We start from the raw sequence: 13,072 nt of genomic DNA on the forward strand, positions 1-13,072 counted from the left end.
TGCTGAACTTGCTGTGCCATGCGCCTTGCGTGCCGGAGAGCTGCGAGGCTTCGTCAGGCGGCGGAGCGGTGGCTATTGCGGCGCTCGGAGGCGCTGCGGCTGGCGGCCTCGGAACCGGGCTCGCGAACGGCCCTGCGGCGGTTGAGCTTGAAGCGGTTGACCAGCCCGGCCAGCAACTCCGCGCCTTCTGCCAGTGTCTGGCTGATCTGGCTCATGCGGCCCACCATGCCGGCATTTTTCTGGGTCATTTCATCCAGTGCGGCTATGGCGGCGTTGATCTCGCCCAGCTTGCCGGATTGCTCGGTGGCCGTTTCGGCGATGGCCTCGACATTGCGGTCGATCTGCTGAACGAATTCCTCGATGCGAGTGAGCGCATTGCCGGTTTCGCCCACCAGCCGCACGCCCTCTTTGACTTCGCCGGAGGATTTGGCGATGAGGGCGGAGATTTCCTTGGCGGCTTTCGCAGAGCGTTGCGCAAGTTCGCGCACTTCCTGCGCGACCACGGCAAAGCCCTTGCCACTTTCCCCGGCGCGGGCGGCTTCCACGCCGGCATTGAGGGCGAGGAGATTGGTCTGGAAGGCGATCTCATCGATGACGCTGATGATATTGCTGATCTCGCGCGAGGCGGCTTCGATGCGGCTCATGGCCTCTACCGTGGAGCTGACCACCGCCACGGATTCGCCTGCCGCCTTATGCGCATCACGAACCAGATTGCGGGTATCGTAGCTGCGCTGGCTGGAATCCTTCACCGTCGCGGTAATCTGCTCCAGGGCGGCAGATGCCTCTTCCAGCGCGCTTGCCTGTTGCTCCGTGCGATGGGCAAGGCTGATGGAGCCCTCCCGCATCTCGCCGCTTTGTTCGCGCAGCTCGGAGGTGTTTTGCAGCACCTCGGCAAGTGTTTCCTGAACACGGCCGATCGAGGTGTTGAAATCCTGCCGCAAATGCTCGAATTCCGCCACGAAGGGCACATCCAGCGTCATGCGGATATTGCAATGGGCCAGCCTGTCCAGTCCGGCGGCCAGCTGCTCTATCGCCTTCACGCGGCCTGTGACGTCGGTGGCAAACTTGACCACCTTGATGACCTTGCCCGTATCGTCGAGGATCGGATTGTAGGTGGCCTGAATATGCACCAGCGTGCCGTCCTTGCGCAGGCGGGTGAATTCGCCGGAATAGAATTCCCCGCTCGCCAGCCGCGACCAGAACTGGCAATAGTCCAGCGATTGCGCGTAATCCGGCGTGCAGAACCTGGCGTGATGCTGACCGACGATTTCCCGCAGCTCATAGCCCAGCGTCTTGCAAAAATTTTCGTTGGCGTAAATCACGTTTCCTTGCGGCGTAAACTCGATAACCGCCTGGGAGCGGTCAAGGGCATTCATTTTGCCGTCGTTTTCTATCGCCTGCATTTTATAGGGCGTGATGTCGGAGGCGATCTTGACGATGCCGACCGGCTTGCCGCCTGCAAAAACCGGATTGTAGGATGCCTCGATCCAGATGGCCTGGCCACTTTTGGTAAAGCGTTTGTACTGGCCCTTGTCGAAGGTGCCGCTGCCGAGCTTTTTCCAGAAGCGCGCATAATCTTCGCTGGCCGCCTCCTGCGGGCTTACGAAAATGCGATGGTGCTTTCCAACGATCTCGTTTCTGGAATAGCCGATGGCCCGGCAGAAATTTTCGTTTGCCTCGACAATATTGCCCTGAAGATCGAATTCGATGATGGCTTGGGAGCGATTGAGGGCTTCAATAACTGCTTGTGCATTTTTTTTACGTTTTAATGACAGCCCTAGCATGGACAGTCCTCCAGAGACAGCGGCCCGGAACGACGGACCGGCTTTGACCCGGTCCAGCGAACGAGCGGGAGCATCAAGCCGCCTCTCAAATGGTGAAGAATGCTCCTCAAAAAGGACTAGTAATTCATCTTTCCTATTAAATTCTTAAATAACGTATGAATATTCGAGTGTTGTAATATAAATCAGCTCCCGTTTTGTCCCTGATTTGTCAATCGGCAAGAAGCATCAGGTCTTGCTGGTTGAATTTCAGCGTGATTTTCTCGCCGAGAGCAGGCGGGGCCTGACCTGGATCGTTGAACATGTCGAAAGATAATGTCTGGCCGCCGATGTCGAGGCGGGTACGGATGACCGAGCCGAGGAAGTGGCTGGACGTGACTGTGCCATGCAGGGCGAGATTGCCGCTTGCGCCTTCGGCGATGGAGCCTGCCTCCGGGCGCAGTGCCACGGTAATGCTTTCGCCCGCCGCCCGTGCCACCGGCTTTGTGAGGGTCACGCTCTGGTTGCCCAGCATGATGGTATTGCTGGCCGGATCCGTCACCTTCGCCTCGATGAGGTTGAGCGTGCCGACGAAGGAGGCGACGAAGCGGGTTTGCGGATGGTTGTAAATCTCGAAGGGTGTGCCGATCTGGTCGGCGCGACCGGCGTGCATGACCACGATGCGGTCGGAGATGGACAGCGCTTCTTCCTGGTCATGGGTGACGAAAATCGTGGTGATGCCAAGCTGGCGCTGGATCTGGCGGATTTCCTCGCGCAGCGAAACGCGGATTTTCGCATCCAGCGCCGAAAGCGGCTCATCCAGCAACAGCACCTGCGGCTTTGGCGCAAGCGCGCGCGCCAGCGCCACGCGCTGTTGTTGTCCGCCCGACATCTGATAGGGGTAGCGGTCGGCCAGATGATCCAGATGGATCAGCTTGAGCATTTCCGTCACCCGCTTTTCGATGTCGGCCTTTGCCATTCCGGCGATCTTCAGGCCGAAGGCCACGTTGTCGAACACGTTCATGTTCGGAAACAGCGCATAGGCCTGGAAAACCATGCCGATATTGCGCTGGTTCGGCTTCAGCCGCGTCTGGTCCTTGCCGGCAATGGTGATGGCGCCCGCAGAAGGCGTTTCGAAACCGGCGACCATGCGCAGGATCGTGGTCTTGCCGCAACCGGAAGGGCCAAGGAAGGAAATGAACTCACCCTTTTCGATCGACATGTTGAAATCATGCACGACCTGCACGGAGCCGAAGCTCTTCTGGATATGGGTCAGGGTCAAGAAGGACATGGGCTATTCTCTGAACTCTGGCAGCCGGTTCAGGCCTTGGCCGGAACGGGTCTGGTGAAACGGGCAACAATGTTGAGCAGGCCGATGCTGGCCCAGGTCATTGCAAAGGCGATGATGGCAAGCGCCGGCGGCTCATAGGCGCGGTTGGCGCCGATCAATTGCAGATAGGGGCCGAAGGCCGGGCGGTTGAGCAGCGAGGGAATGGTGAACTCGCCGATCACGATGGCGAAGGTGATGAAAGCGCCCGACAGCACGCCGGACAGGACATTGGGGAAAATGCAGCGGAACATGATGGTGCCCCAGCCCGCGCCCAGGCTTTGTGCAGCCTCCGTCAGGGTCGCCACGTCGATGGCGCGCATGGCCGCATCGATGGAGCGATAGGTATAGGGCAGGGAAAGCGTCATCAACCCGCAGAGAAACAGGAGATCGGTGCCGGTCGTGCTGCCGGTCAGCGGCAGCACGGAGGAGGAATTATAGAGCCGGAGATAGCCGAAAATGATGACGATGGCCGGAACCACCAGCGGCATCATGGTGATGAATTCCACCACCGGCCGCATGGCGGGCAGGCGAAGCCGCACCCAATAGGCCGTTGGCACCACCAGCAGGGTGATCACGGCAATGGTAATGACCGCCATCAGCATGGAATAGCTGAAGGAGGCCTGGAAATTTCCGTCGGAAAATACCGTGCGGTAAGCATCGAAGGAATATTCGCCCCGCCGCATCCGCAGCGAAAACTCGAAGGTCGCAATCAACGGTACGATGAAATAGATGGAGCCAAGCGCAACGGCGAGCCAGGCCAGGAACTTCTGCGTCTTCATTTCTGCCACCGTTCGGCGCGTATGCGCAGCGTGATGTAAAGAATGTTGGAGATGCCGGTGACGACGATCATGCCAAGCGCCAGCGCATAGCCCAGATTGGCATTGTGCAGCACATCGCCCCTGATTTGCGCGTAAAGCTGGATGGGCACGATGTTGAGCGAGCTTCCCGTCAGCGCATAGGCCGTGGCAATGGCGCCAAAGGCATTGGCGAACAGCAGCATGAAGGCCCCGGCGATGGAGGGGAAGAGAATGGGCAGGGCCACCTTCGTCCAGTACTGGAAGGTGGTGGCGCCAAGGCTTGCGGCGGCCTCGTGCCATTCCTTCTTCATGCCGTCCAGCGCGGGCGCGATGATCAGCACCATCAGCGGGATCTGGAAATACATGTAGGTCAGCGTCAGGCCGGTAAAGCTCAGAAGATTGAAGCCGGAGGCATAAAGATTGATGCCGAACCAGTCACGCAGCAGCATGGTGATGAGGCCGAGCCGTCCAAGCGTTGCCAGAAAGGCAAAGGCCAGCGGCACGCCCGCGAAATTTGAGGCAACGCCGCAAAAGGTCAGAACCGCCGACCGAACGAAGGCGGGCAGGCCTCCAAGCACGATGGCCCAGCCAATGAAGAAGCCCAGAAGAACACCGCCCAGCGCCGAAGCAAGGCTGATGCGGATACTGATCGAAAAGGAGGCAAGGATTTTATCGGTAAAGAGCCCGGCGATGTTGGCGAGCGTCAAGGAGCCGTCCGCATCCTGAAAGGCGCCCGCCACGAGATAAAGCGTGGGCACGATGAGAAACATCAGCGCGAACAGCATGAAGGGCGCGATGCCCAGCCAGTCAAAAAGCCTTTTGTTGAAATCCGCTTTCGCTGTGGATGGCATTCGGATCGTCCTGAAAAATGTTGAATGGCTCCCCCCGCCCAGGACGGGGAGAGCCTTGAAAATCATTACTTGACGGCGGCGCCGACGACCTTGTCCCAACCTTCGGTGATGGTCTTCTTGTAGGCGTCCTGCTGCTCAAGCGTCGGGAAGATCGACTTCTCATAGGCCTTGGCATCGGGCAGCTTGGCCAGAATGTCGGCCGGGATCTTGCCGTTCTTGGCAAGGTCGTTGAAGCGGATGGGGTGGCAATAGCCCTTCAGCCAGCCGATCTGGCCTTCGTCGGAGTAAAGATATTCCATCCACAGCTTTGCAGCGTTCGGGTGCGGCGCATAGGCCGAAATCGCCTGAACGTAAACGCCGGCGACAACGCCGGAGGCGGGGATGATGACGTCAACCGGCGGGTTGCCCTTCAGCGAGTCGCGGCCTGCCAGCGCGTTATAGTCCCAACGCAGGATGATTGGCGTGGTGCCCTGGGCAAGCGTTGCGGGCTTGCCGACGACGGGGACGAAATTGCCCTTGTCGTTCAGTTCCTTGAAGAATTTCAGGCCCTCTTCGCCAGCCTTGGACACATCGCCCTTGGCCGCCGAAAGACCGGCGGCGAAGACGGCGGAAATGGCCTGGTTTGCCGTGCGCGGATCACCGCCAAGCGCCACGGAATTGGCATATTCCGGCTTCAGCAGATCGGCCCAGTCCTTGGGCGGGTTCTTCACGAGATCCTTGTTCACCTCGAAGGCCATGACGCCGTAATAGTCGCCATACCAGTAGCCGTCAGCGTCCTTGGCTTCAGCGGGAATGCTGTCCCAGGTGGAAACCTTGTAGGGCTGGATCAGGCCGTCTTTCTTGGCGGAGGGGCCGAAGGAGAGGCCGACATCGATCACGTCGGGCGCCTGGTCGCCGGTATTGCCCTTATTGGCCTTGATGGCTTCGATTTCGTCGCCGGAACCGGCATCGGGGTTCAGTTCGTTGACCTTGAGGCCGTATTTCTTCTTGAAGCCTTCGATGACGTCGCCATAGCCACACCAGTCATGCGGAAGCGCGATGGTGGTGAGGGTGCCTTCCTTCTTGGCGGCGGCGATCAACTCGGCGCTCGGCTCGGCGGCGGCAAGGCTGGCCGAGGTGATGACCATGGCGGTCGAAAGCGAGAGAATGCGGCGCAGACGGGTGTTCACTGAGGTTCTCCTTGTGGTCTTCTGTGAGCCGGCGACTGGAATAGGCTTGTGAGATGAATGTTATGTGACGGTTTGCTTCGTCCGTGCGGCCGAAGATGAGGCAAGATCAAATCCGGCCGGTTTGTTGCCGCGAAAAGCTTTGGATCGGGAATTGCCGCGGTTGCGCGCATAACGTGCCGATAAAAGGCCGCGCGGACTTGCATTCATGATTTTTCTGTTCCCCTTCCGGTCTTTGCCGGTTCAATTGTGACAAGATAAGCCCATGAAAAAGCCGCCTGTCAATTGTCCGGTTTGCAAAATAATCTGGCCCGGTGCTTGCCGCGCGAAGCGTGGCGTGATTATTTTTGGGCATGAAACGGCAGCCCCGGACCGGCGCCTGCGCCGGTGGCTCGCCCCGGCGCGAGGATGGCGAAAATCGGCCTGATTCTGCCGCTGATGAAACAGGCAAAGCGGAAGGGACACGCAATAATTGCTGAATGTGCCGATGTGGTCCGGGCTTTACAGCGCCGTGCGTTTTATCAAACGCACGAAGGGCGCTGTAACACTTTAAATCGCTGCATAATTTTCACCTTAAATCGTCTCCGATTTAAGGAATTATGCAGTAGGAACGCAGGCATGGCCGGAACGGCAGAGGGAGCCTGACCGGAAAAACAGTAGGAAAACCAGAATTGTGAGCGCGTCCACCTTTTCCCGTTGCGCTCACGCGACAGCCTCAGCTTCAAAACCGCCGCCAAGGGTCGTGGCCTGCGGGTGAAGCCGGACGCGGGCCGGATTTCGTATCCGTCCGCGCCGCTCTTAAAAAAGACCCATGGGAGCAGCGGAGACTGCAACGGCTGAAAAAAGAAGCCGAGGCGGAGCTGCCGGGAAAACCCGGCCCAACTGGGGGTCAACATGACCGGATATACCGAGACCGAAAAGGCGCAGGATCTTCACCTCCTGCATTCCATGGGCTATGCGCAGGAACTGGAAAGGCGCATGAGTTCCTTTTCCAATTTTGCCATTTCCTTTTCCATCATCTGCATTCTTTCCGGCGGCATCAATTCGCTGGCGCAGGCCACCTCCGGGGCGGGCGGGGCGGCCATTGGCATAGGCTGGCCGCTGGGCTGCCTGATTTCCGGGGTTTTCGCGCTGGGAATGGCGCAGATTTCCTCGGCCTATCCCACGGCGGGCGGGCTTTATCACTGGGGCTCCATTCTGGGCAACCGCTTCACGGGCTGGCTTACCGCCTGGTTCAACCTTATCGGGCTGGTGACGGTTCTGGGCGCCATCAATGTCGGCACCTGGGGCTTTTTCGCGGGCTCGCTTGCCAGCTGGTTCGGCATGAATGTGGATACGACCACGGCAGGCGGTTTTGCAAACCAGATCCTTTTCGTGGCGGGCATCACCGTCATTCAGGCGGCGATCAATCATTTCGGCATAAAGCTCACGGCAAAGCTGACCGATCTTTCCGGCTATCTGATTTTCATTACGGCCATTGCGCTCACCGTGGTCTGCCTTGCGGGCGCAAAAAGCTGGGAATTCAGCCGTCTGTGGACCTTCACCAATTATTCCGGCACGCCCGCCGGCGATGCGCCGGTCTGGCCGCAAAGCTCCGACCTGTGGTATGTCTTTGCCCTTGGCCTGCTTTTGCCGATCTACACCATTACCGGCTACGACGCTTCGGCCCATACCTCGGAGGAAACCATCAAGGCGTCCGAATCTGTGCCGAAGGGCATGGTGTCTTCCGTGTGGTGGGCCTCGCTGTTCGGCTATATCATGCTGGTGGCCTTCGTGCTGGCCATTCCCGATATGCAGGAGGCTTCCGCCCAGGGCTGGAACGTATTTTTCTGGACCATTGACAGTGTGGCGGCCCCTGCGGTGGCCAAGCTGCTTTACATTGCGATTTTTATCGCGCAATTCATCTGCGGTCTTGCCACCGTTACCTCCGTTTCCCGCATGATCTTTGCCTTCTCGCGGGATGGCGGCCTGCCGTTTTCCAGGGCGCTGGCCAGTGTCAGCCCACGCTTGCGCTCCCCGGCCACGGCAATCTGGGTGGGGTCGATTGCCTCGGTGCTGTTCGTCTGGGGCGCCTCGCTGGTGACAATCGGCGGCGCTTCGGCCTACACGATCGTGGTGTCGTGTACCGTGATCTTCCTGTTTCTGTCCTTCTGCATTCCCATCGCACTTGGCATCAAGGCCATCGGCACTTCCAAGTGGCCGGCCATGGGACCGTGGAACATGGGGATCGGCGCGTACAAGCTGGTCGGATGCCTTGCCATTCTGGCCATGGCCGCCATCTTCATCATCGGCGTCCAGCCGCCCAATCAGTGGGCGCTTTACATCACCGTCGGTTTTCTGGTGCTGACGGCTGCGATCTGGCTGTTGTTCGAGCAACGCCGGTTCAAGGGGCCGCCGATCGGTGAGGAGGTTGCCCGCCGTCAGGCTGAAATCGCCGCCGCAGAGCAGGCCGTCGGCGAGGCATGAGTTGAACGCGCAAGGACAGGCGGCGGCTTTTGCCTCCGCCTGTCGCCAATTGCGCCATTTGTCTCGATTCAATTAGGATATGTTTATATTTCCTCTGACAATCTGGTTGTGGAGAGGGGCGTTCGCCGCCCCGGCGTTGCGACGGTGAGGGGGATTGGATGAAGACGTCTGCAAATTGGAGTTATCCCACGGAAATCAGAATTGGCCGTGGACGCATAGAGGAACTGGCCGAACAATGCCGCGCGCAGGGCATGGAGCGGCCGCTGCTGGTGACAGACCGGCATCTGGTGGGCATGGCCATTACCCGCACCGCGCGCGAGGTGCTTTCCGATGGCGGCTTGCAGCACGCGGTATTCAGCGAGGTGGACCCCAACCCGACGGAGCGTCACGTTCAGGCGGCGCTGGCTGCCTTTCGCGCCGGTGGTCATGACGGCGTGGTGGCGCTTGGCGGCGGTTCGGCCATGGATATTGGGAAATGCGTTGCCTTCATGGGCGGGCAAAGCCTGCCGCTCTGGCATTTCAGCTGGGGAACGGAAGGCTGGCGGGATGCCGATCCGAATGGCATCTATCCGGTTATCGCGCTGCCCACCACGGCTGGCACGGGGGCGGAGGTTGGCTATGCCTGCGTGATTACCGAGGAGCAGAGCCATAGCAAGAAGGCTATCTACCACCCGCAGCTTCTGCCCAATGTGGTGATCTGCGATCCCGAACTGACGGTGGGTATGCCGCGCACTATTACCGCCGGTTCCGGTCTCGATGCTTTCGCCCATTGCCTGGAATCCTATTGCACCTCGCTTTATCATCCCATGGGGCAGGGCATCGCCATCGAGGGAATGCGGCTCATCAAGGAATTCCTGCCGCGTGCCTATCGCGATCCGGTGGATCTGGAAGCGCGTATCAACATGATGTCGGCCTCGATCATGGGGGCGGTGGCGCGGGAAAAGGGGGTCGGCGCCATGCACGCGCTTTCCCATCCCATCGGCTCGCTGTTCAATACCCACCACGGCACGACCAATGCGGTGGTGATGCCAATGGTGCTGGCCTTCAACCGCAAGGTCATTGAAAAGAAAATCGACAGGCTTGCCAGCTATCTCGATATTCCCGGCGGCTTCGATGGTTTCCATGACTTTGTGCTGGGCTTCCGGCAAACGCTCGGTATTCCCGAAAACCTGACCCAGCTTGGCGTGCCGAGAGACCAGATTTCCGCGCTCGTGCCACTGGTGCTGAAAGATCCGACGGGCAGGACCAACCCTGTGAAGCTGACCGAGGAAAATGTGCCGCTGCTGCTGGAAGCCTGCTTCTGAGGCTTAGGGCGCGGGGCCAAGGATACCGAATCACCTGTGCCGCATTGGGCCGCAGACGCCCCCGCGCTTTTCGAAAATCTGCCGCGAACATGGCTGGAAAAGGATGATTCATTGAATTTATTAGTGGATTTGAATGCAACTTTTGATGAAAGTTAACTCATCGATACGTGGTTATTGATTTGTTAACCAAATTGAGCAAACCTTCATGAACCGGGCACGATGAAACCGGTGCCTGACAGAGCGATGAGTGGCTCACCACGCGCAGAGGATAACATGCCGGTCATCTCATTTGCCAATGCCAAAGGTGGAGCAGGTAAAACCACGGCAGCGCTGCTGCTGGCAACGGAACTGGCCCATCAGGGCTACCGCATCACCATTATCGACGCCGACCCGCAGGGCTGGATCAGCCAATGGGGCAATATTGCCTGTCCCCAACACAATATCGAGGTGATTTCGCATGTCACCATCGGCAATCTGCAAGGCCACATCCGCGAGGGTCGCAATAACTCCGACTATATCATCATCGATCTGGCCGGTGCGCGCGACGCGCTTGTCACCATGGCAATCGGTCTTTCCGACCATGTGATGATCCCGGTGCAGGGCTGCGCGATGGACGCCAAGGGGGCGGCCCTCATTCTCGACCTTATCGAACAGATGCGGATTGCCGGAAATCTTGTCATTCCTCATTCCGTGGTGCTGACGCGGGTGGCTTCCATGGTGACAACGCGGGCGCTTCTGGCCATCAAGGGGTTGCTGGCGGCCCGCGGCGTCAATGTCATCAACACGCCCATTGCCGAGCGCAATGCCTTTCGCGACATTTTCGAAACCGGCGGCACGCTTTACAATATGGACCCGGCCAAGGTCAGCAATCTGGAACGCGCCCAGGAAAATTCCCGCGCCTTCGCCAGCGAGGTCATGAAGCTTCTGCCGGTGCGCGTGGTGCGCAGTTTTCGCCCTCGCATTCTGCGCTTTGGCAGCGCTGCCTAAGCCGGGCATCGCGGGCAAACGTTGAAGAATTTGAAACAAAACGCCCTGTAACGGGGCGTTTTTTCATTGTCAGGCGTCAATCCACGAATTCTACGGTTACGCCGGGCTGCACCATCTTTGCAAGCTCGGTTGCGTCCCAATTGGTCAGGCGAATGCAGCCATGGCTTTGGGTGCGGCCGATCTTGGAGGGTTCCGGCGTGCCGTGAATACCATAGGTGGGTTTGGAAAGGGCAATCCACACCGTGCCGACCGGGCCGTTAGGGCCGGGGGGAATGTTCAGCACCTTGTCATTATTGCCCTGCTGGAAGTTCAGCCTGGGATTATAGGTGTAGCCGGGATTGAAGGCCACGCGCTCCACCGTGACGGTGCCGGACGGTGAGGGCGTATCGGAAGAGCCGATGCTGGCGGGGTAGGCGGCAAGAAGCTGGCCCTGATCGTCATAGGCAAACACCTGCTTGCGGCCCTTGTCGGCCAGGATTTTCGCCACCTTGCCGCCCGCATTCTGCTGGCCGAGATTGACCACCTTGACCGTTGTTCCCGGAATGGTGAAATCCACGCCGGGATTGATGGCCTTGAGATAATTCTCGTCCATATGGAATTTTTCGGCCAGCATTTCGGTGGTGGAGGTATAGCTCAGGCTGGAAAGCATGGCTTTCTGGCTGTAGTCCTCCGGGATTTCCGCCACATAGGGGCCTGCGGCATCCGCCGCGGTAATGGTGTAGCTGGTGAAGGGCATACCGCCATTCATGCGCAGCCGTTCCATGATGGCATCGGTATTTTTCGTGTCCAGCGTTTCGCCGGTCTTCTGCTGCCAGGCCTCGATGGCCTTCTGCACGTTCTGGCCCATATGCCCGTCAATGGCGCCCGGCGAAAAGCCTTCCCGGTCGAGAAAGACCTGAAGTGCGGTGATTTCCGGCTTGGCGGGTCCGCTGGCGCTGATTTGCGGGGCGCTCTGGCGCGGCATTTCGTTTTGCCGCCCTGTTGCATAAGGCGAGCGCTCGCTGCCTTGCGGATAGGGCTGCTCCAGCGCCTCGCCGGAACCATCCTGCATATCGTCGGGAATGCCGGAGGTAATCACATCGTCGTCGTAACCGCCGCCGGAGGGCGCGGGGGGGTAATAATCCTGCCGGTAGCGATCGCCGCCGCGCCGTCCGTAAACGACGTCGGCTGGCATTTCCGTGGCGACGAGATTGCCGTAGCGGTCGATCAGCACCTTGTGACCGGCCCGGTCGCGGGCAATGGTAACAGCGCCGCGTTCCGGCACATAGTCCAGCACCTCGCCCGAGGGAGTGATCAACACCGTGCCACCGTTTCCGTAGCCGTAAGGGTCACGGGCAAGAACCGGCCCACAGGCCGTCGAGGCGAGAGCGACTGCGAGAAAAACGGATTTGCGAAGGCGCGGCACGGCGGTGATTTCCCAGATTGATATATGATCGCTCAAACACGCGAATCTTGTCTCTAATATGGAGAAGCGAGACGGGATGTAAATAATTGCTTAAGCATTCTTTCCGTCCATTTTTGCGGTTGAGCATTTCGAATAAAAATGAAAAACCCCTGATGACGTGCGGTGAACGGGAGAGGAGCCGAACATGAAGCTGAAGGCCATGCGCGGTCCGCAGGTGGAGCTTGATCCAGCTTCTGTGCTGGATATACGCAGCCTTGTGATGGACGGCGTCGATCTTGCGCCGGGGCGCGCCATTCCCGATGACGGCGATGCGCGCATCGACCATTCGCTGGAAGGGTTTCTGTTCACCTGCGGCCCCGACCACATCCGCCATCCCTTTCCCATGGCCGATGGCAGCGGCCGGAAATATCCGCTGCATGGCTCGTTTTCATCGCATCCGGCGATGATTGTCGCGCAGGGGCAGGATTTCTGCCGCGCCGTCGTCGAGATATGTCATGCCGATGGCGGCCATTCGCGGCTGGAACGGCACTGGCATATTGATGGCGAGGGGCGCGTGCGGCTGGCCGACCGGCTGGTGAATACGGGACAGCAGGCTTTTCCGGCCTTTCTCATGTATCATATGAATATCGGCGCGCGGCTTTTCGACGATGGCGTGCGGCTTGAAGGGGCAATGCTGGAGGGTGGTGGCTTTGGCTGGCGCTTCGGTAAAGAGCCGGGCGGCGTTTTCTGTGTGGCGGCGGGCGGCGAAGACCTTGCCACGCTCAGCCTTGGGCCAATGGCCAGCCTTGGCGGGCTTTCGCTGCATGTGGCCTTTTCCACCGCAACCTTGCCTTATCTGCAAATCTGGCGAAATCAGAAGGCGCCCGCCAATGTGCTTGGCATCGAGCCCGTTTCGCATGACTGGCTGGATCGCGACGTGCTGGAACGATCCGGTGCGTTTCTACCCTTGCAGCCCGGCGAGGCGCGGGACTTTGCCTTGCAGTTCTGGTTCGGCCCGGCTGATTGA

10 protein-coding genes are annotated in these 13,072 nt (G+C 59.3%); 4 read left to right on the top strand and 6 right to left on the bottom strand.

The window, feature by feature from the left end:
* Positions 1-53 precede the first annotated feature (53 nt).
* The 5 genes from T424_RS0112340 to T424_RS0112360 form a co-directional block, all read right to left on the bottom strand.
* Positions 54-1,784 (bottom strand): methyl-accepting chemotaxis protein, encoded by a 1,731-nt coding sequence (locus tag T424_RS0112340; RefSeq protein ID WP_027488003.1) that lies wholly within the window; start codon positions 1,782-1,784, stop codon positions 54-56.
* 208 nt (positions 1,785-1,992) lie between these two features.
* Positions 1,993-3,051, bottom strand: coding sequence for an ABC transporter ATP-binding protein (locus tag T424_RS0112345; RefSeq protein WP_027488004.1), 1,059 nt, complete (start codon positions 3,049-3,051; stop codon positions 1,993-1,995).
* 29 nt (positions 3,052-3,080) lie between these two features.
* Positions 3,081-3,869 carry an ABC transporter permease gene (locus T424_RS0112350; RefSeq protein ID WP_027488005.1) on the bottom strand — a complete coding sequence of 263 codons (789 nt, stop codon included), beginning with the start codon at positions 3,867-3,869 and terminating at the stop codon, positions 3,081-3,083.
* Positions 3,866-4,738 (bottom strand): ABC transporter permease, encoded by an 873-nt coding sequence (locus tag T424_RS0112355; protein WP_027488006.1) that lies wholly within the window; start codon positions 4,736-4,738, stop codon positions 3,866-3,868. The genes T424_RS0112350 and T424_RS0112355 overlap by 4 nt, the downstream gene beginning before the upstream one ends.
* Positions 4,739-4,803: 65 nt before the next feature.
* The gene (locus tag T424_RS0112360; protein ID WP_407921398.1) at positions 4,804-5,865 is read right to left on the bottom strand and encodes an ABC transporter substrate-binding protein; all 1,062 of its coding nucleotides are present in this window, start codon (positions 5,863-5,865) and stop codon (positions 4,804-4,806) included.
* Positions 5,866-6,798: 933 nt separating this feature from the next.
* On the opposite strand from T424_RS0112360, the gene T424_RS0112375 reads away from it, so the two are divergent.
* The 3 genes from T424_RS0112375 to T424_RS0112385 all read left to right on the top strand — a co-directional run bounded on the left by T424_RS0112375 (position 6,799) and on the right by T424_RS0112385 (position 10,661).
* Positions 6,799-8,370, top strand: a complete 1,572-nt coding sequence (locus T424_RS0112375) for an amino acid permease (protein ID WP_027488009.1) — start codon at positions 6,799-6,801, stop codon at positions 8,368-8,370.
* A 158-nt stretch (positions 8,371-8,528) separates the two neighbouring features.
* Positions 8,529-9,674 carry an iron-containing alcohol dehydrogenase gene (locus tag T424_RS0112380; RefSeq protein WP_027488010.1) on the top strand — a complete coding sequence of 382 codons (1,146 nt, stop codon included), beginning with the start codon at positions 8,529-8,531 and terminating at the stop codon, positions 9,672-9,674.
* Positions 9,675-9,947: 273 nt separating this feature from the next.
* Positions 9,948-10,661: a ParA family protein gene (locus tag T424_RS0112385; protein ID WP_027488011.1), complete on the top strand. Its 714-nt coding sequence runs from the start codon at positions 9,948-9,950 to the stop codon at positions 10,659-10,661.
* A 76-nt stretch (positions 10,662-10,737) separates the two neighbouring features.
* Here T424_RS0112385 and T424_RS0112390 read toward each other — a convergent pair whose 3' ends face one another.
* Positions 10,738-12,102: a L,D-transpeptidase family protein gene (locus tag T424_RS0112390; protein WP_407921396.1), complete on the bottom strand. Its 1,365-nt coding sequence runs from the start codon at positions 12,100-12,102 to the stop codon at positions 10,738-10,740.
* Positions 12,103-12,250: 148 nt separating this feature from the next.
* Between T424_RS0112390 and T424_RS0112395 the strand changes: the two genes are divergently transcribed.
* Entirely contained in the window at positions 12,251-13,072 is an 822-nt protein-coding gene (locus tag T424_RS0112395; RefSeq protein ID WP_027488013.1) for a DUF4432 family protein, read from the top strand.

The organism is Allorhizobium undicola ORS 992 = ATCC 700741, from assembly GCF_000621665.1.
In the GTDB taxonomy this organism is placed as follows: domain Bacteria; phylum Pseudomonadota; class Alphaproteobacteria; order Rhizobiales; family Rhizobiaceae; genus Allorhizobium; species Allorhizobium undicola.

Coding starts and splice junctions, on each gene's coding strand:
- T424_RS0112340 (WP_027488003.1), bottom strand. CDS start 1,784: ATGCTAGGGCTGTCATTAAAACGTAAAAAAAATGCACAAGCAGTTATT.
- T424_RS0112345 (WP_027488004.1), bottom strand. CDS start 3,051: ATGTCCTTCTTGACCCTGACCCATATCCAGAAGAGCTTCGGCTCCGTG.
- T424_RS0112350 (WP_027488005.1), bottom strand. CDS start 3,869: ATGAAGACGCAGAAGTTCCTGGCCTGGCTCGCCGTTGCGCTTGGCTCC.
- T424_RS0112355 (WP_027488006.1), bottom strand. CDS start 4,738: ATGCCATCCACAGCGAAAGCGGATTTCAACAAAAGGCTTTTTGACTGG.
- T424_RS0112360 (WP_407921398.1), bottom strand. CDS start 5,865: ATGGTCATCACCTCGGCCAGCCTTGCCGCCGCCGAGCCGAGCGCCGAG.
- T424_RS0112375 (WP_027488009.1), top strand. CDS start 6,799: ATGACCGGATATACCGAGACCGAAAAGGCGCAGGATCTTCACCTCCTG.
- T424_RS0112380 (WP_027488010.1), top strand. CDS start 8,529: ATGAAGACGTCTGCAAATTGGAGTTATCCCACGGAAATCAGAATTGGC.
- T424_RS0112385 (WP_027488011.1), top strand. CDS start 9,948: ATGCCGGTCATCTCATTTGCCAATGCCAAAGGTGGAGCAGGTAAAACC.
- T424_RS0112395 (WP_027488013.1), top strand. CDS start 12,251: ATGAAGCTGAAGGCCATGCGCGGTCCGCAGGTGGAGCTTGATCCAGCT.